The organism is Bradyrhizobium yuanmingense (genome assembly GCF_025200905.1).
GTDB classification, from domain to species: Bacteria; Pseudomonadota; Alphaproteobacteria; order Rhizobiales; family Xanthobacteraceae; genus Bradyrhizobium; species Bradyrhizobium yuanmingense.
Window position 1 is genome coordinate 1,998,419 of the sequence record NZ_CP104173.1, and the last position, 24,780, is coordinate 2,023,198.

The window sequence follows — 24,780 nt, forward strand, 5'->3', positions numbered from 1 at the left end:
GAGCGGCGTAGGAAGGATGTTCGAGATCGCCGAGCCGAAGCGGGTGAGGGTCGGGTAGGAGGCCGTCGCCAAGTCCTCCGTCATTGCGAGCGCAGCGAAGCAATCCAGAGTCCCTCCGCGGAAAGATCCTGGATTGCTTCGCTGCGCTCGCAATGACGAATTGATAGGGCCGGGCGCTTACGCAAATCATGGCCGGTACTGGCCCGGCCATGAAGTTTGCGCCTAAGTTGCCTTCCTACTCCGCGCTGCTCACCAGCTTGATCCGCGGTGCCTGCGCCTCGGTCAGGCTGCGATATGCGGCGAGGTAGTCCAGGGCCATGCGCCGCGCGGTGAAGCGCGTCTCGAACTGCTTGCGGATCGCGGCGCGGTCGAGTTGCGGAAGCCGGTTCACCACGCCCGCGGCGCTGATGACGTCCTCGACGATGAAGCCGGTGAGGCCCTCGTCGATGATCTCCGGCACCGAGCCGCGGTTGAAGGCGACGACCGGCGTTCCGCACGCCATGGCCTCGATCATGACGAGGCCGAACGGCTCCGGCCAGTCGATCGGCAGCAAGAGGCCGAGCGCGCCGCTGAGGAAATCCGATTTCTCGTGATCGCTGATCTCGCCGATGAAATCGACCAACGGATTGTTCTCGATCATCGGCCGGATCAGCTCGTCGTAATAATCCTGGTCGGCACGGTCGACCTTGGCCGCGATCTTGAGCGGAATGCCGCAATGGGTCGCGATCTTGATGGCGCGATCGACGCCCTTCTCGGGCGCGATGCGGCCGAGCACGGCGAGGTATTCCTGTTTCGCCGGCTTCGGCGTCAGCAGCTTCTCCGGCAGGCCGTGGTGGATCGTCGTCACCCAGTTCGCCTGCGGCACCGGCCGCCGCTGCGCATTGGAGATCGAGATGACCGGCATCTTGGTGAACGTGTTGAAGACCGGCTGATGCTCGGGAAGATCGAGCCGGCCGTGCAACGTCGTCACGAACGGGGTCGGCTGGCGGTGGAACAACGACCAGGGATAATAGTCGAGATGGAAGTGGAGGAAATCGAACTCCTCGTCGTCACATTTTTGCCGCACCCGCTCTAGTAGCACCATGTGCAGCGCGTTGGGATCGCGCACGGAACCGTCGAGCCGAAGCGCCCGCGGCCATAATGCATCGAGCTTGGCCGATGTCCGCGAGTCGCCGCTGGCGAAAAGCGTCACGTCATGGCCCAGGGCCACCAGCTCTTCCGTCAACCAATGCACCACCCGCTCGGTGCCGCCATACAGCTTGGGTGGAACAGCCTCCGTCAACGGAGCTACCTGCGCGATGCGCATCTCACCATCTCCTCTGCGATCATGAAGTTGAAACCCCCGCCTTAACGGCACCGGCAATGCCAGACGAGGGAACGTTCCCGCACCTGCGAAGTTCCTTCCCCCGAACGTTACATATTCGACACGTCGGCGGAGCGTCGCGATGCTGCCACTACATCTTCGCACATCGTCCGCATCCGCATGTCGTGATGGGATTGCCCGGGAACCGAGGCGAAGCGGTCGATGTTCACTCGACCAGTAACGAAACGAAAAATCAGCATAACGGGGCGACAGCCATATGGATCAGCTTTCTGGGTACGCGCGTAGGCCATTTGCCTTTGTCCTGCGCTATCTCCGGCGTCGTCTCGCGTCGCATTTGGTGATCCTGACCGCGGTCGTGGGGGCCGTTGCCTGCTCCGTAGGCACCCAGTATGGCGTCAAAGCTCTGGTCGACGCCTTGTCGGCCGGTCCCTCGTATGGCGGTGGCGTATGGCTGGCATTCATTCTGCTCATGTCACTGATTGCCGCCGACAACTTCCTGTGGCGGATCGCAAGCTGGACGGCGAGCTTCACCTTCGTCCGGGTCACCGGCGATTTACGGCGTGACATATTTCGTCATCTGACCGGGCACGCCCCGAGCTACTTCTCGGACCGGATGCCCGGCATGCTGACGAGCCGCATCACCGCGACCTCGAACGCGGTGTTCACCGTCGAGAACATGTTCGTCTGGAATGTGTTGCCGCCGTGCATTGCCACAATTGCGGCAATCATCCTGATTGGAACCGTCAGTCCCTACATGGCGCTCGGCCTGATCGCGATCGCGGGCGGCATGGTGGTTGCGATGTTTCGTCTGGCCGCGGCCGGCAAGCCGCTGCATGACGATTTCGCCGACAAGGCCGCATTGGTCGACGGCGAGATGATCGACGTCATCAGCAACATGCCGCTGGTGCGCGCCTTCTGCGGCATCAGCCACGAGCATGAGCGGTTCGACGCGACCGTGAACCAGGAGCTGACCGCGCGCAGCCGCAGCCTGCGTTATCTGGAGAAGCTGCGGCTGTTGCATGCCGTCATCACCGTGCTTCTGACCATTGCGCTGATGGCCTGGGCGATCTCGCTCTGGCAGAAGGGCCAAGCGACGACCGGCGACGTCGTGCTGGTCTGTACGCTCGGCATCTCGATCCTGAGCGCGACGCGCGATCTCGCGGTGGCGCTGGTCGACGTCACCCAGCACGTCGCGCGTCTGACAGAGGCGATCGCCACGCTGCTGGTGCCGCACGAGCTCCGCGATCATCCCGAGGCCGAGCCCCTGGTCAAAAGCGGCGCGGCCATCGCGTACAACAACGTCACCTTCGGCTATCCCGGCAGCGACAAGATCTTCGAGCGCTTCAGCCTGCGCCTCCAGCCCGGCCAGCGCGTCGGACTGGTCGGCCAGTCCGGCGGCGGCAAGTCGACGCTGTTCACGCTGCTGCAGCGCTTCTACGACGTCGACGAGGGCAATATCACCATTGACGGCCAGGACATCTCGAAGGTGACGCAGCTGAGCCTGCGCGAGGCGATTTCCGTCGTGCCGCAGGACATTTCCTTGTTTCATCGCTCCATTCGCGAGAACATCCGCTATGGCCGGCCGAACGCGACCGACGACGAGGTGCTGCGCGCGGCGATCGCAGCGCGCTGCGACTTCGTCGAGACCCTGCCCGAGGGCCTCGACACCATGGTCGGCGACCGCGGCGTCAAGATGTCGGGCGGCCAGCGCCAGCGCATCGCGATCGCGCGCGCCTTCCTGAAGGACGCGCCGATCCTGCTGCTGGACGAGGCGACCGCCGCGCTCGACAGCGAATCCGAGGAGGCGATCCGCGAGGCGCTGTCCCGCCTGATGCGCGGCCGCACCGTGATCGCGATCGCCCATCGCCTTGCGACGCTGCGCAATTTCGATCGTGTCGTGGTGTTGAGGAATGGTAAGATCATCGAGGACGGCTCGCCCGAGCGCCTGATGCAGGGTCACGGGCCGTATCGTGAGCTGGTCACGCAGGAAATGAGCCGGCTCGCGCAAGCCGCCGCGTAAACCAACAGTCGCGTTTTCGAGTCGGTCGCGTTTCGAATCAAGCGCAGGGGAGCAGCTCATGTCGGCAGAAGCCGTAACCCAGTTCGTCTCCGTGACGCGGACCCCGGAACAGGTCGCGGAACAGCCCTTCTACATTCCGATGACCGGGCCCTCGGCCCGGCCGCGGCGTTCGCTCAAGCACGACGACACCTTCATCGTGCTCGACAGCCACGGCGACATCGGCGCGTCCGCTGGCGGGCCGGACGGACTGTTCCATCACGACACGCGCTATCTTGCGCGGCTGGAGCTCGTGCTCGACGATCTCCAGCCGCTGCTGCTCGGCTCGAATCTGCGCGACGACAATTCAGCATTGACCGTCGATCTCACCAATCCGGACATCTACCGACAGGGCAACCTCGTTCTGCAAAAGGACCTGTTGCACGTCGTGCGCACCATCTTCCTGTGGCGCGGCACCGCCTACCAGCGCATCGGCGTGCAGAACCATGGCGACCGGCGCACCAGCTTCGAGCTGACGCTGCTGTTCGGCAACGACTTCGCCGATCTGTTCGAGGTTCGCGGCGAGCGGCGGCCGCGCCGCGGGGTCGGAACCGGCCGGCTGCTTGGGCCGACCGACGTCCTGTTCGAGTATCGCGGCCTTGACGACGCCGAGCGGACCACCGGCCTGCATTTCGATCCGCGTCCGACGCGGCTCTCGGTCAACGCTGCGACCTGGGAACTCGACCTTGAGCCGCACCAGGCCAAATCGCTGTTCGTGGCCGTGTCCTGCAACCGGCCGCTGACGGAGAAGCCGGTGCGGTTCTTCCCGGGTCTGCTGGCGCATCGCCGCGAGATGCGGCAGTCGACCATGGGCGCGGCCAGCATCGAGACCTCCAACAACATCTTCAACGAGGTGCTGTGCCAGGCCATGGCCGACCTCAACATGCTGATGACCGAGACGCCGCAGGGACGCTATCCCTATGCCGGCATTCCCTGGTACTCGACGACGTTCGGGCGCGACGGCCTCATCACCGCGCTGCAGATGCTCTGGGTCGATCCGCGCATTGCCAAGGGCGTCCTGCGCCGGCTCGCGCATTTCCAGGCCGCGGCGGTCGATCCGCTCGCGGACGCCGCGCCCGGCAAGATCCTGCACGAGATGCGCGGCGGCGAGATGGCGGCGCTCGGGGAAGTCCCGTTCGCGCATTACTACGGCAGCGTCGATTCGACCGCGCTGTTCGTGCTGCTCGCAGGCAGCTATTTCGAGCGCACCGGCGACGAGGCCACGTTGATCGAGCTGTGGCCCGCGATCGAGGCGGGGCTCGCCTGGATCGACGGTCCGGGCGATCCCGATCAGGACGGCTTCGTCGAGTACCAGCGCGCGACCGAGAAAGGGCTGGCGAACCAGGGCTGGAAGGATTCCTATGACGCGATCTTCCATGCCGACGGCCGGCTTGCCGAGGGCAATATCGCGCTCGCGGAGGTCCAGGGCTACGTCTTTGCCGCCAAGCAGCTCGCGGCGCGTTGCGCGCTGCGGCTCGGCAAGCCGGACCGCGTGCGCAAGCTCAAGGCCGAAGCCAGGGCGCTCGCCGAGCGCTTCGAGCAGGCGTTCTGGTGCGAGGAGCTCGGCACCTATGCGCTCGCGCTCGACGGCAAGAAGCGGCCCTGCAAGGTGAGGACCTCGAATGCCGGGCAGATCCTGTTCAGCGGCATGGTCCGCGAGGACCGCGCGCGTCTCGTCGCCGCCGATCTGATGCGGCCGCATTTCTTCTCGGGCTGGGGCATCCGCACCGTCGCGCAAGGCGAGGTGCGCTACAACCCGATGTCCTACCATGACGGATCGATCTGGCCGCACGACAACGCGCTGATCGCGCTGGGGCTGGCGCGCTACGGCCTCAAGCATTCGGTGGCGCATGTCTTCAAGGGGCTGTTCGACGCCGCGACCTACATGGATTTGCGCCGGCTGCCCGAATTGTTCTGCGGCTTCCGGCGCGAGAAGCGGCGCGGGCCGACGCTGTACCCGGTCGCCTGCGCGCCGCAGGCCTGGGCCAGCGCGACGCCGTTCACGTTGCTGGAGGCGGCGCTCGGCCTCGAGTTCGACGTCGCGCGCGGCGAGATTCGCCTGCGCAACCCGCATCTGCCGGCGTTCCTCAACGAGGTGATCCTGCGCGATCTGCGCCTTGGCGAATCCAGCGTCGATCTTCGCGTCAGCCGTCACGGCGACGACGTGGCGCTGGAAGTGTTGCGCACGCGCGGTCAGATCCAGGTCTCGATCGTGCTGGCGCGCTAGAGGCGCGAGGAGGAGGTCATGCGTGCGATCGGAAGGTTGGTCTTGGGCGTGGCGATCGTCGCGGGCTTGACGGTCGCCGAATCGCGCGCGGCCGAGGAGCCGCCTGCATCCCCGAGCGAGGCAAAGGCACCGGCAAATGTGCAACCGCCGGCTTCCACGGTGCCCGTCACGCCCAAGGACGCCGCGCCGCCGCCATCGGTGACCATCATCGGCGCGAGCGAGGCCCACGGCGTTCTCGGCCGCGACGTTCGCAGCGCCGCCGGCGAGGACATGGGTCGCATCGTCGACGTCATCGTCGATCGCACCGGTCATGTCCGCGCTGCGGCGATCGATTTCGGCGGCTTCCTCGGCGTCGGCAGCCGCAAGATCGTCGTGGACTGGAACGCGCTGCGCTTCGGCAAGATCGCCAACAAGAAGGACAGCATCACGCTGGAATTGACCAAGGCGCAGGTCGCGGCCGCACCGGAATACAAGGAGGACACGCCGATCGTCGTGCTCGGCGCGTCCGGCAGCCTTCAGCCGCTGCAAGTGATCCAGTGAGGTGCAGGGAGGGCTGACCGCCCGTGCTGTTATCGAGGAAGCCGAACCATGCAGATCGCGGCGGCGTCGTCGAGCAGGACAACGTCGCGGAGCCGGCGGCTGCGGGCATTCCGGCCCCGTCGCGGCAGAGCCTCCGCGGCCTCGACTGGTTCATCTTCTTCCTCGCCGACGTGCAGACCGGATTCGGTCCCTTCATCGCGGTCTATCTGACGACGCAGAAATGGACCCAGGTCGAGATCGGGTTCGTGCTGTCGATTGGCGGCATCGTCGCCCTGATCGGCCAGATGCCGGGCGGCGCGATCATCGATGCCGCGAAGTCGGAGCGCCTCGTCGCCGCCCTCGCGATCGCGACCATCGGCGCCTGCGCGCTGGCCTATGCGGCGATGCCGATCTTCGCCGTCGTGGTGACCGCCGCCACGCTGCATGCGATGGCGAGCTGCGTGCTCGGGCCGGCGATCGCCGCGATCAGCCTCGGCCTCGTCGGCCCGCTCGCGATCGGCGAGCGGCTCGGGCGCAACGCGCGCTTCGCCTCGCTCGGCAACGGCGTCGCGGCGGCGGTGATGGGCACCGCGGGCTACCTGTTATCGAGCCGCTCGGTCTTCCTGGTCACCTTCCTGCTCGTGATTCCAACCCTGATCGCTCTGTCGCGCATCCGCGAGAACGAGGTCGACATCAGGCGCTGTCACGGCGAGCTGCCGCCTGAAGCCGCCGACCGCGGCGATCCCAATATCTGGCACCTGATCCGGCAGCGCCCGCTCATCGTGTTCGCGCTCAGCGTGCTGCTGCTGCAGCTCGCGAACGCCGCGATGATGCCGCTGATGGCGAGCGCGGTGACGGCGCGATCGAGCCAATGGGCGACCGTGCTCGTCGCCTTTTGCATCGTCGTTCCGCAAGCGATCGTGGCGCTGCTGTCGCCGACGGTCGGGCGCAAGGCGCAAGCGTGGGGCCGGCGGCCGCTGCTGCTGATCGGATTCGGGGCTCTGGCGATTCGCGGCCTGTTGTTTGCGACCGTGCGCGATCCGTATCTGTTGGTGCTGGTGCAGGTGTTCGACGGCATCACCGCGGCGGTCTTCGCGGTGATGATCCCGCTGATCGTCGCCGACGTCGCGTTCGGCAGCGGGCATTTCAACCTGGCGCAGGGGATCGTCGGCACCGCAACGGGCATCGGCGCGTCGCTGAGCACGGTGCTTGGCGGCTATGTCAGCGACAAGTTCGGCAATGCCACCGCATTCATCGGGCTGTCCGGCGTTGCCGCAGCGGGGCTCCTGCTGATCTTCTTTGTGATGCCGGAGACGCGGCGCACGGGTCTGACAGCCAACAAAGAAGTGGCCGGCTGAACGTATTCAGCCGGCCAAAGTGGGTCGGGAGGAAGATGGAGGATCAGGCGTCGAGATTGTGCAGACGCTGGCGGTTGCGCAGCACGATCTGGCGGGCACCGGAGAAACCGAGAATGCCCTGAGCGTGAAGCTGCGACAGCGCGCGCGACACGGTCTCCAAGGTGAGGCCGAGATAGTCGCCGATGTCGCGGCGGCACATCGGCAGTGCCATCATGCCGGCGACGGCGAGGCGGCGGTCCATTTCGAGCAGGAAGGTCGCGACGCGCTCCATCGCAGTCTTGCGGCCCAGCAGCAGCATGTGGTCCTCGGCATGGCGCAACTCGCCGGCGGTCATGGCCCAGAGCTTGCGGGCGACCTGCACGTCGGTGCCGGCGGCCTTTTCCAGGCTGGCGCGCTTCACGAGGCGGACGGTGGTATCGATGATGGCTTCAGCGGCGAGGCGGTGAGTGGGACCGGATTCGAGGCCGAACACGTCGCCGGGAAGATGGAAGGCGCCGATCTGGCGGCGGCCGTCGGAGAGAAGCTTGTAGCTGCGCACCGCGCCGGTCACGACCTGATAGACATATTCGGCCGCCTCCTCCTCGCCATAGATCTCCTCGTCCTTGCCGTAGGAGAACTCGGTGGCGACCAGGCCGACATGGCCCGCGATCGCGCCGAACTGGTCGGTAACGGGGTGGGCAGGAGCAATCTTGCCACCGATTTGGGTGTTGATCGCCTGGGTGTTGAGCGTCTGGGTCAGCATCTGCGCCATCTCCGTTGTGATGGAGCACTGCTACGATGAAACACGCAATCCGGAAATTTCGCGCGTTATCTTAGGGATGTTTACCTACGTAGAGTCCCTAGGTCACGCTCCGGGGCGGTCCTGGATGGCGTGGCGGATGCACTTGACCAGGTTTTCGTCGAGAAGCGGCTTCAAAACCACGTCCTTGATGCCCGCCATCGCGGCCCGGGCCGAGATGTTCTCGTCGGGATAGCCGGTGATCAGGATCACGGGCGCGTCGCGGTGGGATTTGCGAAGCCGGCCGGTCAAATCGATGCCGTTGATGTCGGGCATCTTGTAGTCGATGACGTAGCAGTCCGGCCCGGGCGCGGCGCCGAGATTGAGCAGCGCCGTGCCACTCCTGAAGGTCCGCACGGCGAAGCCGTCGGTCTCCAGCAGGAACCGCAGGGATCCGAGAACTGCGGCATCATCGTCGACCACAAAGACGGTGGGTTGTGGGGAGGACGACGGCCGCGCACGATGTGGGCTGACCTCAACCATGCTGTCTGGCTAGCACTGCGCCGTGAAGTCGCCTTGACCTGCCTCAATCGTTGAGCATGCCGGCGCGCATCGCGAGGCGAACAAGTTCCGAAAGGCTGCTCGCCTGCATCTTGGTCATGACGTTGGCCCGGTAGACCTCAATGGTCCGCGGGCTGATGTCGTATTCGCGGGCGATCAGCTTGTTGGAGAGGCCCGCGACCAGCCCCTCCATGACCTGGCGTTCCCGCGGGCTCAAGGACGCGACGCGGGCAGCGATGTCCTGCGCGACGGCCTCGTTCTTGGCGGCGGGCTCGGCCTGGCGGAGCGCCGACTCGATCATGGCGGTGAGACGGTCGTCATCGAATGGCTTTTCCAGGAAGTCGACCGCCCCGAGCTTCATCGCCTCGACCGCCAGCGGCACGTCGCCGTGACCGGTCATGATCACGATCGGGAACGGGCTTTGCTGCGCCTTCATCCGCTTCAAGAGCTCGATGCCGTCGAGGCCGGGCATGCGCACGTCGGAGACGATGCAGCCGAAACCGAGGCCGGGCAGGGCTTCGAGAAAGGCGAGCGCGTCGTCGAACAAAGTGACGGCGAAGCCGGCGGAATCCAGCAGGAAGTTCAGCGAGTCCCGCATCGCCGCGTCGTCGTCGATGACGTAAACATTTCCCTTGGTCGTCATGGATCAGCTCTCGTCGGTTGCCGGCAGGGTGAAGCGGAACGTCGCTCCGCCCGCTGCGTTGCTCTCGGCCCACATGCGGCCGCCATGGGCCTCGATGATCGAGCGGCTGATGGAGAGTCCCACGCCCATGCCGGTGTCCTTGGTGGTGAAGAAGGTCTGGAACAGGTTTGGAATGATGTCTTCGCGGAAGCCGATGCCGGTGTCGGAGACCTCCACCTCGATCATGCCGTCGGCGACACGGGTGTTGGCGACGACGAGCTCGCGCCGCTGCGACTGCGCCATCGCCTCGAGCGCGTTGCGGAACAGGTTGACCAGCACCTGCTGAATCTGCACCCGGTCGGCGAGAACGAGGTCGGCGTCGGGATCAAGGCTGAAGCGGAGCTGCACGTTCTGCTCGCGCGCGCCGGCGAGCCCGAGCGCGCCGGCTTCCTCGATCAGCTTGGACAGGCTCTCGACCCGCTTCTCGGACTCGCCGCGGGAGACGAAGTCGCGCAGGCGGCGGATGATCTGGCCGGCGCGCAATGCCTGTTCCGCCGCGCGGTCCAGCGCGCTTTCGACCTTCGGCATGTTGGGATCGGTGCTGCCGGCGAGGAGGCGCCGCGATCCCTTCATGTAATTGCTGATCGCCGCCAGCGGCTGGTTGAGCTCGTGGGCGAGCGCGGAAGCCATCTCGCCCATCGCGGTCAGCCGCGACACGTGCACGAGCTCGGATTGCAGCTCCTGGAGCCGCGCCTGGGTCTGCTGGTGCTCGGTGAGGTCGCGGACGAAGCCGGTGAAATGGGGCTCGCCCGCGCGTTGCGTCTTCCCGACGGACAGGTGCATCGGGAAGGTCGTGCCGTCGCGGCGTTTGCCCGTCACGATCCGGCCGATGCCGATGATGTGCGGATCATTGGTCCTGAGATAGCGCGTGAGATAGCTGTCGTGACGCGACTGATCGGGCTCCGGCATGAGAATGCTCACGTTCCGGCCGATCGCTTCCTGCTTGCTGTAGCCGAACAGCCGCTCCGCCGCGCTGCTGAAGAGCTGCATGATGCCGCGTGAATCGATGACGATCATGGCATCGGGCACCGTTTCGAGAATCGAGCGAAGATGATTCTCCTGGGACCGCAGGGCCTCTTCGAGCTGCTTCTCCTCGTTGATGTCGAGGAATATCCCGCTGAGATGACGCGGCATGCCCGCATCGTCCCGGATCACGCCGGCCCTGGCCCGGATCCATTGGCCGTTTCCGGACGCGCCGCTGACCTTGAAGGACAAGTCGAGGCCCCCGCCACCTTCCGATGTGCGCCCGATCGCCTTCAGGAGGTGGTCCCGATCGCCCGGCTCCAACAGGGAAAGAAAGAGATCGTAGCTGACGGCCTGGTCCGGCTGCAGGCCGAACAGCCGCCTGGCCGTGTCCGACCAGTCGAGCTCGCGAGTCTGCAGGTCGAGGTCCCAGGTGCCGACCCCGAATCCCTCGATGCGGACTCGGAAATGCTCGCCCCGACCATCGTCTGCCGGATGGTTCCCGCGGGTCGGCGCCAAGGTTCTGCTCCTATTCTCGGCGGACCGGCAGGATGCCGTTACCGCTTCAGCAATGTCGCCCAAGGCTCGGCCGGAGGCAAGCGCGGACGTTGAATCCACTGCCGGACTCCCCATTCCGGGAGAGTGGGCAGCCAGAGACCTCGATTTGATCTAGCTCAGCCTTGTTGCGCGGCAGCGGGTCTAGGATTCAAAAAATTCTGTAATGCTGGAGATTCCCGATGACATACGCGACCGTCATGGTCAGCCTGGCGCTCGATCAGCCCAACGAAGCGCGTCTTCAGGTCGCAGGCGAGCTCGCCGAACGATTCGAGGCGGCCATCGTCGGGGTCGCTGCGGCGCAGTTCGTCCCGCCGCTCTATTTCACCGACGGCGCAGAGGCGCAAGCGCTGATCGACGAGGGCGAAGCTTCGATCAAGCGGCGGCTGGCCGGGCTCGAAGCGCAATTCCGGGCGGCCGTGAAGAATCGCGGTGGGCATGCGGAGTGGCGCAGCGCGATGGATTATCCGGCCCGCTTCGTCACGGCGCAGGCGCGTTGCGCCGACATCGTCGTCAGCGGCGGGCAGAGCCCGGCCTTCTCCGATGCTTTCTCGCTGGCGAGCCCCAAGGACCTGGTGATGCAGACCGGCCGCCCGCTGCTCGTCGTTCCCGACCGGGCCAACTGGCTCGACCTGCGCAGCGTGCTGGTGGCGTGGAAGGACACGCCGGAAGCGCGGCGGGCGGTGGCGGGCGCGCTGCCGATGCTGCACAAGGCGAAGGACGTCACCATCGTTGAAATCCCGGAGCGGGGCGACGACCGTTCGGCCGTGATGGCCGGTGTCAGCGACGTTGCCGCCTGGCTCGGCCGTCACGGCGTCACCGCGACTGCGCGGGTTCTCGAGGCCGCAGGAAACGAAACCCCTGCTGCGCGGTTGGAGAAAGTCGCCGGCGACACCGGCGCGGGCCTGATCGTCGCGGGCGCCTATGGTCATTCGAGATTTCGCGAACTGATCCTCGGAGGCGTCACGCAATATCTGGTGACGCAAACCGTCCGCAGCGTGCTGCTGTCGCACTGACCATCGGCCGGCCAGTTGGAGGAATCGAGGAGGACGCGCCGTGTACCAATTTCTTGAACAGACCGTCGACGGCTACATGACGCGCAACGTCAAGACGGTGCAGCGCGGCCTCGACTTGTTCCAGCTCAGCGAGATGTTCGAGACCGACGATTTCAATTCCTATCCTGTCGAAGACGACGGGCAGGTGGTCGGCATCGTCACCAAGTTCGACATCCTGAAGTGCTTCGCCTTCACGCCGAGCCAGATGTTGCCGCGCTACGACGACCTGATGAGCCGCAAGATCGGCGACGTCATGACGCCCGAGTTCATCTATGTCAGCCCCGACACGCGGCTGACGCGCGTGCTCCAGATCATGGTCGAGCACCGCATCAGGAGCATCATCGTGCTCGACGGCGCGCAGAAGCTGGCCGGCATCATCGCGCGCGAGGACGTCATCGCGGCGCTCAAGGCGACGGCGCGGGAGTGAGGTCTGGATCCTTCTGTTCCAACCTCCGTGATTTCACGGAGGTTATCTATCTTTCTTCCCTTCTCCCCTTGCGGGAGAAGGTGGCGCGAAGCGCCGGATGAGGGGTCCGCTTCAACGGAAAAACTTTTCGTGCGGAACCAACCCCTCAACCAAGTGAGTTTGCCGCACCTTTCTCGCTGCCCTCTCCCACAAGGGGAGAGGGCATTTCAACTGGCACTGCATCGGCTCACATTAACAGAAATCCATCTATCTTGATTTCAATCAATTCGCCGCGAGGGTGGATGTGGTTTCTGGCAGCGTGTTCTTTCAGAGAGAATCCGCATGAGCCAGCCCTCCATCTCAAAATCCATGACCATCGGTGAAAGCGGCTTGGCTGTCGTATTCGCAGTCACCGCTTTCCTCTGCGTGATCGCCTCGGCCAAGGCGCTCGATGCGCCCTTCGCGTTCCACGCTGCGCTCAGCGCGGCGGCGAGCCTCGCTGCGGTGTTCTTCATCGTCAACCGCTACTTCGAGCGGCCGGCGGCGCTGCCGGCCCAGGAGATCAACGGCCGCCCGAACTACAGCATGGGGCCGATCAAGTTCTCGGCCTTCATGGCGATGTTCTGGGGCATTGCCGGATTCCTCGTCGGCCTCATCATCGCCTCGCAGCTGGCCTGGCCCGCGCTGAACTTCGATCTGCCCTGGATCAGCTTCGGCCGCCTGCGTCCGCTGCACACCTCCGCCGTGATCTTCGCCTTCGGCGGCAACGTGTTGATCGCGACCTCTTTCTACGTGGTGCAGAAGTCCTGCCGCGCGCGCCTTGCCGGTGACCTCGCGCCGTGGTTCGTCGTGCTCGGCTACAACTTCTTCATCCTGATCGCCGGCACCGGCTATCTGCTCGGCGTCACCCAGTCGAAGGAATATGCCGAGCCGGAATGGTACGCCGATCTGTGGCTGACGATCGTCTGGGTCGTCTATCTGCTCGTCTTCCTTGCCACCATCTTCAAGCGCAAGGAGCCGCACATCTTCGTTGCGAACTGGTTCTATCTCGCCTTCATCGTGACGATCGCGGTGCTGCATCTCGGCAACAACCCGGCGCTGCCCGTTTCGGTGTTCGGTTCGAAGTCCTACGTCGCCTGGGGCGGCATCCAGGACGCCATGTTCCAGTGGTGGTACGGCCACAACGCGGTCGGCTTCTTCCTGACCGCCGGCTTCCTCGCCATCATGTACTACTTCATCCCGAAGCGTGCCGAGCGGCCGATCTATTCCTACCGGCTCTCGATCATCCACTTCTGGGCGCTGATCTTCCTCTACATCTGGGCAGGTCCCCACCATCTGCACTACACGGCGCTGCCGGACTGGACGCAGACGCTCGGCATGACCTTCTCGATCATGCTGTGGATGCCCTCCTGGGGCGGCATGATCAACGGCCTGATGACGTTGTCGGGTGCCTGGGACAAGCTGCGCACCGATCCCGTGCTGCGCATGCTCGTGGTCTCCGTCGCCTTCTACGGCATGTCGACCTTCGAAGGCCCGATGATGTCGATCAAGGTGGTCAACTCGCTCAGCCACTACACCGACTGGACCATCGGCCACGTGCATTCCGGCGCGCTCGGCTGGGTCGGCTTCGTCTCCTTCGGCGCGCTGTACTGCCTGGTGCCGTGGGCCTGGAATCGCAAGGGCCTCTACAGCCTCAAGCTCGTCAACTGGCACTTCTGGGTCGCCACCCTTGGCATCGTCCTCTACATCTCGGCGATGTGGGTGTCCGGCATCCTCCAGGGCCTGATGTGGCGCGCCTACACCTCGCTCGGCTTCCTCGAATATTCCTTCATCGAGACCGTCGAGGCGATGCATCCCTTCTACATCATCCGCGCCGCAGGCGGCGGCCTGTTCCTGATCGGCTCGCTGATCATGGCCTACAATCTCTGGATGACGGTTCGCGTCGGCGAACAGGAAGTCCAGATGCCCGTCGCTCTTCAGCCGGCGGAATGAGGAGCTCAAGCAATGTCGTTCTGGACACGCCACCAAATCTTCGAAAAGAACTCGATCATCCTGGTCGTCGGTATCCTCCTCGTGGTTGCGATCGGCGGTCTCGTCGAGATCACTCCGCTGTTCTACCTCAAGAGCACGATCGAGAAGGTCGACGGCGTCAGGCCCTACACGCCGCTCGAACTCGCCGGCCGCAACGTCTACGTCCGCGAGGGCTGCTATCTCTGCCATTCGCAGATGGTCCGGCCCTTGCGCGACGAGGTCGAGCGCTACGGCCATTTCTCGCTCGCCGCCGAGAGCATGTACGATCACCCGTTCCAGTGGGGCTCCAAGCGCACAGGCCCGGATCTCGCCCGTGTCGGCGCCAAATATTCCGACGAGTGGCACGTCACCCATCTGGCCAACCCGCGCGCGATCGTGCCGCAGTCCGTGATGCCCGGCTATCCGTTTCTCAGCAAGGCCGAGATCGACCCGGATGCGATCGCCGGCGACATGCGCGCCCTCAGGACCGTCGGCGTCCCCTATAGCGACGAGCAGCTCGCCAATGCCGCCGCCGACCTGAAGGCCCAGGCCGATCCGGACAATGCCGGCACCGACGCTTTCACCAAGCGCTACGCCAAGGCCGTCGTACGCAATTTCGACGGCAAGACCGGCACGCCGACCGAGATGGACGCGCTGGTTGCGTATCTGCAGATGCTCGGCACGCTGGTCGACTTCAAGATCTACAACGAGAAAGTCAATCTTCGCTGAGAAGGCATGAACGATGAAAGCCATCCTGACCGTCCATAATCTTGCGTCCGATCTCGTGACGACGATCTGGACACCGGTGTTCGTCGCGATTTTTCTCGCGATCATCGCCTACGCATTTTGGCCCCGTAACAAGGCTGCGTTCGACAAGGCAGCGCACCTGCCCTTGCGGGAGGAGTGAGAAACCATGACCGATCATTCTAGCGACATCGATTCCGTCTCCGGCAAGTCCACGACCGGACACGAGTGGGACGGCATCAAGGAGCTCAACACGCCGCTGCCGCGGTGGTGGGTGATCACCTTCTATCTCACCATCGTCTGGTCGATCGGCTACTGGATCGTCTATCCGGCCTGGCCGCTGATCCAAAGCAACACCACCGGCCTGTTCGGCTATTCCTCGCGCGCCGACGTCGCGGTCGAGCTCGCCAACCTCGAAAAGATCCGGGGTGACAAGATGGCGGCGCTGGGCTCGGCCTCGCTCGCCGACATCCAGAAGGATCCGGCTCTGCTGGCGCTTGCGCGCGCCAAGGGCAAGACGGTGTTCGGCGACAATTGCGCGCCGTGCCACGGCACGGGTGCGACGGGGTCCAAGGGCTATCCCAACCTGAACGACGACGAATGGCTGTGGGGCGGCTCGCTCGACCAGATCATGCAGACCATCCAGTTCGGCGTGCGGTCGGGCCATGCCAAGACCCATGAGGGGCAGATGCTCGCCTTCGGCAAGGATGGCGTGCTGAAGGGCGACGAGATCGTCACCGCCGCCAATTACGTGCGGTCGCTGTCGGGCCTGTCGACCCGCAACGGCTATGACGCCGCCAAGGGCCAGAAGATCTTCGCGGAGAATTGCGCCGCCTGCCACGGCGACGCCGGCAAGGGCAACCAGGAGATGGGCGCACCTGATCTGACCGACAAGATCTGGCTCTACGGCTCCGACGAGGCGAGCCTGATCGAGACCATCGGCCAGGGCCGCGCCGGCGTGATGCCGGCCTGGGAAGGCCGGCTCGATCCCGCCACCATCAAGGCGATGGCGGTCTACGTCCACTCGCTCGGCGGCGGCAAATAGGCCGATCCGCGACCGACGACTTCCGGCGGGGGCGAAGAAAAGCGCCCCCGTTTGCGTTGGATCAACCTGCGCGGCGGTGCCGGGTCTAGGTTTAATCGCACCTTTGAAGAAGCTCGAGGCGATGAACAAGACCGTCAATCCGAACGAACTGAAGCCCGCGGACGACGTCGGGCCGCTCTATGCGGCGCGCAAGAAGGTCTATCCCCAGAGCGTCTCCGGTACTTTCCGCCGGATCAAATGGGGCCTGATGGCATTCTGCCTCGGCGTCTACTACTTCCTGCCCTTCGTGCGCTGGAATCGCGGTCTCGGCGCGCCGAGCCAGGCGGTGCTGATCGATCTTCCCAACAGCCGCTTCTATTTCTTCTTCATCGAGCTGTGGCCGCAGGAGGTCTATTACTTCACGGGCCTGTTGATCGTCGCCGCGGTGGCGCTGTTCCTGATGAACTCCATCGGCGGGCGGATCTGGTGCGGCTATCTCTGTCCGCAGACGGTGTGGACCGACCTGTTCTACGCGGTCGAGCGCCTGATCGAGGGCGACCGGCGCGAGCGGATGAAGAAGGACAAATCGTCCGATCCGATGAAGCTGGAGCGCATCTCCGAGATCGTGCTCAAGCATTCGATCTGGCTCATGATCGCCTGGTGGACCGGCGGCGCCTGGGTGCTCTATTTCAACGACGCGCCGACCCTGGTGAAGGAGCTCGTCACCTTCCAGGGGCCGATGCTCGCCTATATCTGGATCGGCATCCTCACCGCGACGACCTATCTGCTCGCCGGCTTCATGCGCGAGCAGGTCTGCACCTATATGTGTCCGTGGCCGCGCATTCAGGCCGCACTCACCGACGAATGGGCGCTCAACGTCACCTATCGCTATGACCGCGGCGAGAAGCGCACCTCGGTGAAAAAGGCCGCCGAGCTGCGCGCCCTCGGCCAGCAGGTCGGCGATTGCGTCGACTGCTACCAATGCGTCGCGGTCTGCCCGACCGGCATCGACATCCGCAACGGGCCGCAGATGGAATGCATCCAGTGCGGCCTCTGCATCGACGCATGCGACAACGTGATGACAAAGATCGGCCGGCCGAAGCGGCTGATCGGCTACGACAACGACATCAACATCCATCGCCGCCAGGAAGGCAAGGCGCCGATCTACCGGATCGTCCGGCCTCGCACCGTCGTCTATAGTGCCATTATCGCGGCCGTCGGCGGCTTCATGATCTATACGCTGGCGACCCGCAGCCTGCTCGACGTCAACGTGCTGCACGACCGCAACCCGGTCGCGGTCAAGCTGAGCGACGGCTCGATCCGCAACGCCTATACGGTGCGGCTGCTGAACAAGAGCGGCTACGACCGCGTCATCGCGATCGACGTCGAGGGGCCCGTGAACCCCACGATGCACGTCGTCGGCATCGATTCGGTCACGCCGGACCGTCCGATCATCGTGATCCCGCGCGATGCGACCAGCGAGCTGCGGCTGCTGGTCACCGCGCCGGCCGAAAACAATCCGGAGAAATCGATTCCGGTCCGCTTCCACGTCATGGACATCGGGCTCGGCGTCGCCGCGAGTGCCACCGACAATTTTGTCGCGCCGTAAGATCAGGAGACCACCATGTCATCCAAGCCGCTGACCGGAACCAAGGTTTTCCTGATGCTGGTCGCTTTCTTCGGCCTCGTGATCGGCGTCAATGCCACCATGATGAAGCTCGCCATCGCAACGCTGCCCGGCACCGACGTCGACAGCCCCTATGCCGCGGGCCTCGTCTACGATCGCGAGATCTCGGCGGCGCAGGACCAGGCCGCGCGGAAGTGGAAGGTCAACGCCCATGTCGAGCGCCGCAACGACGGCGGCGCCTCGGTCCAGGTCGAGGCCCGCGACGCCGGCGGCCAGCCGATCTCCGGGCTGAAGTTCGGCGGCCGGCTGGAGCGGCCGACCGACAAGCGCGCCGACCTCGCCGTCGAGCTCACCGAAGCCGGCATCGGCCTCTATCGCGGCAATGCGGCGTCCGTCGCGCCGGGCCAATGGGACCTGGTGATCGAGGGCGAGGCGCGGGGGACGCGCGTGTTCATGTCGCGCAACCGCGTGATCCTGAACTGAAGGATTCCGTCATGCAGGTCACGCGCGATTTCTCTCATTACGTCCGCGATGCGGGCGAGGGCCTCCGGCACATCGATCTCGCCGTCGAGGGCGTTCACTGCGCCGGCTGCATGGCCAAGATCGAGCGCGGGCTCTCGGCCATCCCCGACGTCACCCTGGCCCGCGTCAACCTCACCGACCGCCGCGTTGCGCTGGAATGGAAGGCGGGCACGCTCGACCCCGGCCGTTTCATCGACCGGCTCGAAGAGCTCGGCTACAAGGCTTATCCGTTCGAGACCGAGAGTGCGGAAGTGGCCGAGGTCGCCGAATCCCGCTTCCTGCTGCGCTGCCTCGGGGTCGCCGCGTTCGCCACCATGAACGTGATGATGCTGTCGATCCCAGTGTGGTCCGGCAACGTCTCGGACATGCTGCCGGAGCAGCGCGATTTCTTCCACTGGCTGTCGGCGCTGATCGCGCTGCCGGCGGCGGCCTATGCCGGCCAGCCGTTCTTTCGCTCGGCCTTGCGCGCTCTGTCGGCCAAGACCACCAACATGGACGTGCCGATTTCGATCGGCGTGATCCTGGCGCTCGGCATGTCCGTGGTCGAGACCATCCACCACGCCGAGCATGCCTATTTCGACGCCGCGATCATGCTGCTGACCTTCCTCCTGGTCGGCCGCTTCCTCGACCAGAACATGCGGCGGCGGACCCGCGCGGTCGCCGGCAATCTCGCCGCGCTGAAGGCTGAGACGGCCGCGAAGTTCATCGGGCCCGACGAGATCTCGCAGGTGCCGGTGGCGGCGATCAATCCGGGCGACATCGTGCTGCTCCGGCCCGGCGAGCGCTGCGCGATCGACGGCACCGTGATCGAAGGGCGTTCCGAGATCGACCAGAGCCTGATCACCGGCGAGACGCTCTATGTCACGGCCGAGCAGGGCACGCCGGTCTATGCGGGATCGATGAACATCTCCGGCAGCTTGCGGGTGCGGGTCTCGGCTGCCTCCGAGGCGACGCTGCTCGCCGAGATCACGCGGCTGCTCGACAACGCGCTCCAGGCGCGCTCGCGCTACATGCGCCTTGCCGACCGGGCCTCGCGGCTCTATGCGCCGGTGGTGCATGCGACCGCGCTCCTGACCATTCTCGGATGGGTCCTCGCCGGTGCGAGCTGGCACGATGCGATCGTGACCGGCGTCGCCGTGCTGATCATCACCTGTCCCTGCGCCCTAGGGCTTGCGATCCCGACGGTGCAGACGGTGGCCTCGGGCGCGATGTTCAAGGCCGGTGTTCTGCTCAATGCGGGCGATGCGATCGAGCGGCTGGCTGAAGCCGACCATGTGATCTTTGACAAGACCGGCACGCTGACGCTGCCCGAGCTCGAAGTGATGAATGCCGCCGACATTCCCACCGATGTCTTCGAACTCGCCGGCCGGCTCGCACTGTCGAGCCATCACCCGGTGGCTGCCGCCGTCGCGCAAGCTGCCGGTGCGAAGTCTCCGATCCTCAATGCGGTGGAGGAGGCCGGGCAGGGTGTCCGTGCGACCGTCGACGGCCTCGAGCTTCGCCTCGGCCGTCCCTCCTTCAGCGGTGCCGAGGCGCTGGTCGCCAGCGCCTTGGTCGATCCCGAAGCTTCCATCGTCGCGTTCAGCAAGGGCAGCGAAAAATTCATCCTCTCGGTTCGCCAAGGCCTGCGACCCGATGCCAAGGCGGTGATCGCGGCTCTGAAGGCGCGTAACATCGGCGTCGAGATCCTGTCCGGCGATCGCGAGCCGGCCGTGAAGGCCGCGGCCCGATCGCTCGACATCCCCGAGTGGCGCGCCGGCGTCACCCCGGCCGACAAGATCGCGCGGATCGAGGAGCTGAAACGGCGCGGTGCGAAAGTGCTGATGGTCGGCGACGGCATGAACGATGCGCCATCGCTCGCGGCGGCCCATGTCTCGATGTCGCCGATCTCGGCCGCGCATCTCAGCCAGGCCACCGCCGATCTCGTCTTCCTCGGCCGGCCGCTGGCTCCCGTCGTCGCCGCCATCGACGCCTCGCGCAAGGCGCTGCATTTGATGCGGCAGAACCTCTGGCTTGCGATCGGCTACAATGTGCTCGCGGTGCCGGTTGCGATCAGCGGCGTCGTGACGCCCCTGATCGCCGCTGCCGCCATGAGCGGATCGTCGATCCTGGTGATGCTGAACTCGCTGCGCGCCCGCAGCGCCTCGCGGGAGATCGTGTAATGGAGATACTGGTCATCCTGGTCCCGCTAGCATTGATGCTCGGAGGTGCCGGTCTCGTCGCTTTCCTGTGGTCGCTCAGGAGCGGCCAGTACGACGATCTCGACGGCGCCGCCTGGCGCGCGATCGCCGACGACGAGCCGCCGCAGGAAGCGCCGGCCAAGCGCTAGCGTTTCAGGGCGAATGTAAGCAGGGCTGCGGCAGCGAGCGCCGCGCCCACGCCGAATACGCACGCCTGCCATCCGAAAGCGTCGAACAGGCGCCCGAGCACGGCCGTACCGACCAGTCCGCCGCAGAAGTAACACGTAAGATAGGTCCCGCTGGCGATGCCGCGATTGTCGGCTGCGGCCTGTCCGACGAAACCCGTCGCGGCGGCCTGTGCGAAGAATGTGCCGACCCCGACCAGGACCATGCCGGCGAGCACTTCGCCCAGACGCGGCGACAGCATCAAGGGCAGGCCGAGCCCGGCAACAGCGAGCGCGCCCCAGATCGTGGGCCGCGTTCCCAGCCGGGCCGCCACCCTGCCGGCCAGAAGCGTCGTGACGATCGACGGCAGGAAGACGAAATAGACGAGGCCGAGATCCATCATGCCGAGCGACAGCGGCGGCCGCACCAGCACGAAATTGACGTAGGTGAAGGTACCGATGAAGGCGAACAGGATGCAGAAGCCGATGCCGAAAGAGGCGCGCAGCTGCGGATTGCGCCAATGCGCGATGGTGGCGGCGAGCGGCGCAGCCGCCGGCATCATCGCATGCATCGGCCGCACGCGGTTGACGGTGAAATAGACCAGCGCTGCGCCGGTAAGATTGAGCGCCGCGAAGAAGTAGAAGTTCCAGGCGAGGCCGAGGCCATCGGCCAATGCGGCCGAGATCAGCCGGCCGACGAGGTTGCTGGCGACGTTGCCGGTGATGTAGGCGGCAAAGGCGCCGCCGGCGTCCATGGCGCTGCATTGCTCGCCGAGATAGGCGAGGGTGAGCGCGAAGGCGGACGCCATGCACAGGCCCTGCGCGACCCGCAACGCGGTGAAGACGGCAAGATTGGGCGCGACAGCAAGCAGGCTGGTGGGAACCGCAAGCAGGGCCAGGCTGAGCAGGATGCCCGTTCGCCGGTCGATACGCGGGCTGAAGAAGCCGACGACGAGGCTGGCTGCGGCCATGCCGAAGGTGCTGGCATTGACGGCAAAGCCCATTGCCGCGGGTGTGACGCCGTAGTGCCGTGTCAGCGAGGGCAGGATCGCCTGCGTCGCGAAGAGATCGACGACCGTCAGGAATGCGGTGAGGCCGATCACGAGCGAGCGAAACGCGAAGCCAGGGGAATGCGCATTCATCGTCGTCGCGGTCGGTTTGATCGATGCGGAAAGATCGGTCATGTCGTTGCGCTCCCTCATGCCCTGGCATGCCCCGAGCGCGCGCCTCGTCCTTTGAGACGACCGCGGAGCCTGTCATCGGGCCGCGCTCTGCGCGGAACCGGTGGCGGTCTCCTCAGGATGAGGCTAAGCGACATCGTGGCCGCCGAGGCTGCTGCCGCACACTCCGTCCTCATCCTGAGGAGCCTGCCTGAAGCGGGCGTCTCGAAGTATGGCCGCAGGGAATTACATATGGCGGTCGTTGGGATCCTTGCGGACGTCGCCGACATAGAGAATGACGGTCTCCTTGCCGAGGTTCTTCCACCAGTGCGAGGTGCCGTGGACTTCGGGGCGGATGTCGCCGGCCTTGTGCACGATCGGGTCGACGCAGTTGGAGGCGTATTCGACGATCTCGCCCTGCTGCACGAAGATCAGGGCCGGACGGTCGTCATGGCTGTGCCAGGGCACGATGCCGCCGGGCTCGATGGTCAGCTTGCGGAAGCGCAGCTCGCGGCCCTCGATACGGGCGGGCTGCTTGCCGAGATCGATCGTGCCGAGCGTCACGTCGGTGACGCCGACCGGCTTGTAGTCGACCATCGGCTGCGCATTCGGCTTGGTCTTGCCGGCCGGACATTCGCCGGCGAAAACCGGCGTCGCAAATGTCAGCGCGCCGAGAACGGCAACGCCTGTCCAAACCACGCGCGACATTGTGAGATGGCTAGACATGGAAAGTCTCCTCTGTTGGCCGCGAGCCCTGATGGCCGCGGGCTATGGCAGGAGCTTCGTCGAGACCTTTTCCATGTTGAAATGCCGGCTTGCTTTCGATGCGATAGCCCCGCGCTATGCCGATAGGCGGCAGCTATCGAACCGATTGGGCATCGGCATTTCCGCTTTCGCAGCATCCGGCGTCCGATGCCAGCACGCCCGATTGTGGTCGCCCCTTGCGGGCGGGCGAACCGGGAAACTAATATTCGCCCGCAAGGAAGCCGGAGCAGGAAGATGACGTCTCTCTCGCCAGCCGATGCCGAACAGCTCAGGCTCGCGTTCCAGCGCTGCCGCGACATGGACAGCACGCTGAACGAACAGCTCCGCGCCTATGCCGATGCCAGCCGCGAGGTCTTTCCGGCCTATGGCGAGGCGGTCGATCGCCTGGTCGCGCGATTGAGCGACAACGGCGGCGGCGAGACCGCGCCGCGGCCGGGCGACCCGATGCCGCCCTTCATGTTGCCCGACGAGGGGGGGCATCTCGTGTCGCTGCCCTCGCTGCTGGAGGAAGGCCCCGTCGCGGTGATGTTCTTCCGCGGCCATTGGTGTCCCTATTGCCGGCTCAATGTCCGCGCCGTGGTCCAGGCGCTGGACCGCATCAAGGCGATGGGGGCGCAGGTCGTCGCGATCGTGCCGGAGACGCAGGAATATACCGGGCAGCTCAAGTCCGAATCCGGCGCGCCGTTTCCGATCCTGACGGATCTCGACAACGGCTATGCGCTGTCGCTCGACCTCGCGATCTGGTTAGGTGCCGAGATCCAGCAATTGCTGTCCTATCAGGACATGGCGAAATTCCACGGCAATGACGGCTGGATGCTGCCGATCCCGGCCGTGTTCGTGGTCGGACGCGACGGCATCGTGAAAGCCCGCTTCGTCGATCCGGATTTCCGCAAGCGCATGGAGATCGACGATCTGATCGAAGCGCTGGAGCGCGCGAGCCAGGAGAATTGAGCTACGCTCTCTTCCTTCTCCCCTTGTGGGAGAAGGTGGCGCGAATCGCCGGATGAGGGGGGGTACCTCCGCAATCACAAATGAGGATTGGAGTCGCGGAGAGATACCCCTCACCCGTCTCGCCGCTATGCGGCGAGCCACCCTCTCCCACAGGGGGAGAGGGGAAGGGCGGTCGACACTGTAAAGACTACCCCGCGATCTCGCGCCAGTCGGCGCCGCGCAGCATGCGCATCACGGCGTTGCCCACGGCGGTGCGTTGCCGGCCGGCGACCCCATAGAGATTGACGGTGCGGCGGGCGTCCAGCCCCGTGACCGCGGCGCGGGTCAGCCGCTCCGGCACGGGCGAGGTGTGCGGCACCATGGCGACGCCCATCTCGGCCTCGACCAGCTCGATCAAGTCGCGCTCGTTCGAGACCTCATGACCCTGTTCGATGTCGATGCCGTGCTCGCGCAGGCTCGCGGAGATGCGGCGCGCGTGCTCGCAGAAAGTTCGGCTCAGCAGCAGCTCCGATCGCAGATCGTCCAGTTCGACCGAGCTGCGGCCGGCCAGCCGGTGCCCGTCGCCGACGACGAGCTCGAAGCTCTCGGTGAACAGCGGCCAGACATCCAGCCGGTCCCAGGCCTCGTCGATCTCGGCCGCAATGCCGAGCTCGGCTTCGCCCTTCTTCAGGAAGTCGCCGACCTCCCGGCCCGAGCCGCGCAGAAAGCGGAATTCGAGCCGGTTGAACTGCCGCTTGATCTCGTTGAGATGCGGAATCAGCAAAGCGAGGTCGATCGAATGCGTCAGCGCAATGCGGAGCGCACCGATCTCTCCGCTCCTGAACGAGGAGGCGAGCGAGCGCGCGCCGATGGCCGCGTCATAGCACTGCTTCAGGAGTGGATGCATGCGCTGGCCGAGCTCAGTCAATTGCGCGGCGGGGCGTTCGCGGCGGAACAGGTCGCCGCCCAGCTCGGCCTCGAGCTGCTTGATCGCTCGCGTCAGCGAGGGCTGCGTGACGTTGCATTCCTCGGCCGCGCGCGTGAAGTTCAAGAGCTGCGCCACCGCGAGGAAATAGCGGACCTGGTGCATTTCCATGGATCGGCTCCCAGCAAATATCGACCGGAAATCTAGCCGATCAGGGCGAAAAATGACATCCCGCCTGCGATAGCGCGGACGTATCGACTCGGAAGCCAACCGGCATTTCCGCAAATCCCGGAGATCCCGCACAT

23 protein-coding genes are annotated in these 24,780 nt (G+C 65.3%); 15 read left to right on the plus strand and 8 right to left on the minus strand.

From position 1 onward, the window contains the following. Positions 1–235 precede the first annotated feature (235 nt). Entirely contained in the window at positions 236–1,306 is a 1,071-nt protein-coding gene (locus N2605_RS09405; RefSeq protein ID WP_036004379.1) for a glycosyltransferase family 4 protein, read from the minus strand. A 274-nt stretch (positions 1,307–1,580) separates the two neighbouring features. Here N2605_RS09405 and N2605_RS09410 point away from each other — a divergent pair, with 274 nt between their 5' ends. From N2605_RS09410 to N2605_RS09425, 4 genes are read left to right on the plus strand one after another with little or no spacing between them, the layout of a single operon-like run. Next, the gene (locus tag N2605_RS09410; RefSeq protein WP_036025953.1) at positions 1,581–3,344 is read left to right on the plus strand and encodes an ABC transporter ATP-binding protein; all 1,764 of its coding nucleotides are present in this window, start codon (positions 1,581–1,583) and stop codon (positions 3,342–3,344) included. Positions 3,345–3,402: 58 nt separating this feature from the next. Next, positions 3,403–5,607, plus strand: a complete 2,205-nt coding sequence (locus N2605_RS09415) for an amylo-alpha-1,6-glucosidase (protein WP_260346408.1) — start codon at positions 3,403–3,405, stop codon at positions 5,605–5,607. Between the two features lie 18 nt (positions 5,608–5,625). Next, the gene (locus N2605_RS09420; RefSeq protein WP_260346409.1) at positions 5,626–6,147 is read left to right on the plus strand and encodes a PRC-barrel domain-containing protein; all 522 of its coding nucleotides are present in this window, start codon (positions 5,626–5,628) and stop codon (positions 6,145–6,147) included. 23 nt (positions 6,148–6,170) lie between these two features. Next, the gene (locus N2605_RS09425; protein ID WP_260346410.1) at positions 6,171–7,484 is read left to right on the plus strand and encodes an MFS transporter; all 1,314 of its coding nucleotides are present in this window, start codon (positions 6,171–6,173) and stop codon (positions 7,482–7,484) included. A 43-nt stretch (positions 7,485–7,527) separates the two neighbouring features. On the opposite strand, the gene N2605_RS09430 is transcribed toward N2605_RS09425, so the two are convergent. The 4 genes from N2605_RS09430 to fixL all read right to left on the minus strand — a co-directional run bounded on the left by N2605_RS09430 (position 7,528) and on the right by fixL (position 10,927). Then, positions 7,528–8,226 (minus strand): helix-turn-helix domain-containing protein, encoded by a 699-nt coding sequence (locus N2605_RS09430; RefSeq protein WP_036004466.1) that lies wholly within the window; start codon positions 8,224–8,226, stop codon positions 7,528–7,530. 102 nt (positions 8,227–8,328) lie between these two features. Further along, positions 8,329–8,745, minus strand: a complete 417-nt coding sequence (locus N2605_RS09435; RefSeq protein ID WP_225127469.1) for a response regulator transcription factor — start codon at positions 8,743–8,745, stop codon at positions 8,329–8,331. A 43-nt stretch (positions 8,746–8,788) separates the two neighbouring features. Then, a complete protein-coding gene (gene fixJ / locus N2605_RS09440; RefSeq protein ID WP_225112679.1) occupies positions 8,789–9,406 on the minus strand; it encodes a response regulator FixJ in 618 nt (205 codons plus the stop codon). A 3-nt stretch (positions 9,407–9,409) separates the two neighbouring features. Beyond that, entirely contained in the window at positions 9,410–10,927 is a 1,518-nt protein-coding gene (fixL, locus tag N2605_RS09445; RefSeq protein WP_225127465.1) for a sensor protein FixL, read from the minus strand. A 218-nt stretch (positions 10,928–11,145) separates the two neighbouring features. On the opposite strand from fixL, the gene N2605_RS09450 reads away from it, so the two are divergent. From N2605_RS09450 to ccoS, 10 genes are all read left to right on the plus strand, one after another. Further along, positions 11,146–11,979, plus strand: a complete 834-nt coding sequence (locus N2605_RS09450; protein ID WP_225155465.1) for a universal stress protein — start codon at positions 11,146–11,148, stop codon at positions 11,977–11,979. A gap of 40 nt (positions 11,980–12,019) precedes the next feature. Further along, positions 12,020–12,445 (plus strand): CBS domain-containing protein, encoded by a 426-nt coding sequence (locus N2605_RS09455; RefSeq protein ID WP_036004405.1) that lies wholly within the window; start codon positions 12,020–12,022, stop codon positions 12,443–12,445. Between the two features lie 321 nt (positions 12,446–12,766). After that, positions 12,767–14,416: a cytochrome-c oxidase, cbb3-type subunit I gene (ccoN, locus tag N2605_RS09460; RefSeq protein WP_036004408.1), complete on the plus strand. Its 1,650-nt coding sequence runs from the start codon at positions 12,767–12,769 to the stop codon at positions 14,414–14,416. A gap of 12 nt (positions 14,417–14,428) precedes the next feature. After that, positions 14,429–15,163 (plus strand): cytochrome-c oxidase, cbb3-type subunit II, encoded by a 735-nt coding sequence (gene ccoO / locus N2605_RS09465; protein ID WP_260346413.1) that lies wholly within the window; start codon positions 14,429–14,431, stop codon positions 15,161–15,163. Between the two features lie 13 nt (positions 15,164–15,176). Continuing rightward, positions 15,177–15,341 carry a cbb3-type cytochrome oxidase subunit 3 gene (locus N2605_RS09470; RefSeq protein ID WP_025034779.1) on the plus strand — a complete coding sequence of 55 codons (165 nt, stop codon included), beginning with the start codon at positions 15,177–15,179 and terminating at the stop codon, positions 15,339–15,341. A 6-nt stretch (positions 15,342–15,347) separates the two neighbouring features. Further along, complete coding sequence (gene ccoP, locus N2605_RS09475; RefSeq protein ID WP_225143672.1) at positions 15,348–16,223, plus strand: cytochrome-c oxidase, cbb3-type subunit III; 876 nt, start codon at positions 15,348–15,350, stop codon at positions 16,221–16,223. A 121-nt stretch (positions 16,224–16,344) separates the two neighbouring features. Then, positions 16,345–17,811 carry a cytochrome c oxidase accessory protein CcoG gene (gene ccoG / locus N2605_RS09480; RefSeq protein WP_036037795.1) on the plus strand — a complete coding sequence of 489 codons (1,467 nt, stop codon included), beginning with the start codon at positions 16,345–16,347 and terminating at the stop codon, positions 17,809–17,811. Between the two features lie 15 nt (positions 17,812–17,826). Continuing rightward, complete coding sequence (locus N2605_RS09485) at positions 17,827–18,312, plus strand: FixH family protein (protein ID WP_036004419.1); 486 nt, start codon at positions 17,827–17,829, stop codon at positions 18,310–18,312. A gap of 11 nt (positions 18,313–18,323) precedes the next feature. Further along, positions 18,324–20,513: a cation-translocating P-type ATPase gene (locus tag N2605_RS09490; RefSeq protein ID WP_036004422.1), complete on the plus strand. Its 2,190-nt coding sequence runs from the start codon at positions 18,324–18,326 to the stop codon at positions 20,511–20,513. Then, positions 20,513–20,680, plus strand: a complete 168-nt coding sequence (gene ccoS, locus N2605_RS09495) for a cbb3-type cytochrome oxidase assembly protein CcoS (RefSeq protein ID WP_008550618.1) — start codon at positions 20,513–20,515, stop codon at positions 20,678–20,680. Before N2605_RS09490 ends, ccoS begins: the two co-directional genes overlap by 1 nt. Here ccoS and N2605_RS09500 read toward each other — a convergent pair. Together N2605_RS09500 and N2605_RS09505 are read right to left on the minus strand one after the other, a co-directional pair. After that, positions 20,677–21,879 (minus strand): MFS transporter, encoded by a 1,203-nt coding sequence (locus N2605_RS09500; RefSeq protein ID WP_036004473.1) that lies wholly within the window; start codon positions 21,877–21,879, stop codon positions 20,677–20,679. The genes ccoS and N2605_RS09500 overlap by 4 nt on opposite strands. A 222-nt stretch (positions 21,880–22,101) precedes the next feature. Next, positions 22,102–22,581 carry a cupin domain-containing protein gene (locus N2605_RS09505; RefSeq protein WP_036004428.1) on the minus strand — a complete coding sequence of 160 codons (480 nt, stop codon included), beginning with the start codon at positions 22,579–22,581 and terminating at the stop codon, positions 22,102–22,104. A gap of 273 nt (positions 22,582–22,854) precedes the next feature. On the opposite strand from N2605_RS09505, the gene N2605_RS09510 reads away from it, so the two are divergent. Continuing rightward, positions 22,855–23,571: a peroxiredoxin-like family protein gene (locus N2605_RS09510; RefSeq protein WP_036004431.1), complete on the plus strand. Its 717-nt coding sequence runs from the start codon at positions 22,855–22,857 to the stop codon at positions 23,569–23,571. A 187-nt stretch (positions 23,572–23,758) separates the two neighbouring features. Here N2605_RS09510 and N2605_RS09515 read toward each other — a convergent pair whose 3' ends face one another. Further along, positions 23,759–24,646: a LysR family transcriptional regulator gene (locus tag N2605_RS09515; protein ID WP_225127450.1), complete on the minus strand. Its 888-nt coding sequence runs from the start codon at positions 24,644–24,646 to the stop codon at positions 23,759–23,761. Positions 24,647–24,780: the final 134 nt, after the last annotated feature.

Bases quoted from the DNA above. Each gene is read 5' to 3' on its own strand.
- N2605_RS09405 (WP_036004379.1), bottom strand. From the start codon at position 1,306: ATGCGCATCGCGCAGGTAGCTCCGTTGACGGAGGCTGTTCCACCCAAG.
- N2605_RS09410 (WP_036025953.1), top strand. From the start codon at position 1,581: ATGGATCAGCTTTCTGGGTACGCGCGTAGGCCATTTGCCTTTGTCCTG.
- N2605_RS09415 (WP_260346408.1), top strand. From the start codon at position 3,403: ATGTCGGCAGAAGCCGTAACCCAGTTCGTCTCCGTGACGCGGACCCCG.
- N2605_RS09420 (WP_260346409.1), top strand. From the start codon at position 5,626: ATGCGTGCGATCGGAAGGTTGGTCTTGGGCGTGGCGATCGTCGCGGGC.
- N2605_RS09430 (WP_036004466.1), bottom strand. From the start codon at position 8,226: ATGCTGACCCAGACGCTCAACACCCAGGCGATCAACACCCAAATCGGT.
- N2605_RS09435 (WP_225127469.1), bottom strand. From the start codon at position 8,745: ATGGTTGAGGTCAGCCCACATCGTGCGCGGCCGTCGTCCTCCCCACAA.
- fixJ (WP_225112679.1), bottom strand. From the start codon at position 9,406: ATGACGACCAAGGGAAATGTTTACGTCATCGACGACGACGCGGCGATG.
- N2605_RS09450 (WP_225155465.1), top strand. From the start codon at position 11,146: ATGACATACGCGACCGTCATGGTCAGCCTGGCGCTCGATCAGCCCAAC.
- ccoN (WP_036004408.1), top strand. From the start codon at position 12,767: ATGAGCCAGCCCTCCATCTCAAAATCCATGACCATCGGTGAAAGCGGC.
- ccoO (WP_260346413.1), top strand. From the start codon at position 14,429: ATGTCGTTCTGGACACGCCACCAAATCTTCGAAAAGAACTCGATCATC.
- N2605_RS09470 (WP_025034779.1), top strand. From the start codon at position 15,177: ATGAAAGCCATCCTGACCGTCCATAATCTTGCGTCCGATCTCGTGACG.
- ccoP (WP_225143672.1), top strand. From the start codon at position 15,348: ATGACCGATCATTCTAGCGACATCGATTCCGTCTCCGGCAAGTCCACG.
- ccoG (WP_036037795.1), top strand. From the start codon at position 16,345: ATGAACAAGACCGTCAATCCGAACGAACTGAAGCCCGCGGACGACGTC.
- N2605_RS09485 (WP_036004419.1), top strand. From the start codon at position 17,827: ATGTCATCCAAGCCGCTGACCGGAACCAAGGTTTTCCTGATGCTGGTC.
- N2605_RS09490 (WP_036004422.1), top strand. From the start codon at position 18,324: ATGCAGGTCACGCGCGATTTCTCTCATTACGTCCGCGATGCGGGCGAG.
- ccoS (WP_008550618.1), top strand. From the start codon at position 20,513: ATGGAGATACTGGTCATCCTGGTCCCGCTAGCATTGATGCTCGGAGGT.
- N2605_RS09500 (WP_036004473.1), bottom strand. From the start codon at position 21,879: ATGACCGATCTTTCCGCATCGATCAAACCGACCGCGACGACGATGAAT.
- N2605_RS09505 (WP_036004428.1), bottom strand. From the start codon at position 22,581: ATGTCTAGCCATCTCACAATGTCGCGCGTGGTTTGGACAGGCGTTGCC.
- N2605_RS09510 (WP_036004431.1), top strand. From the start codon at position 22,855: ATGACGTCTCTCTCGCCAGCCGATGCCGAACAGCTCAGGCTCGCGTTC.
- N2605_RS09515 (WP_225127450.1), bottom strand. From the start codon at position 24,646: ATGGAAATGCACCAGGTCCGCTATTTCCTCGCGGTGGCGCAGCTCTTG.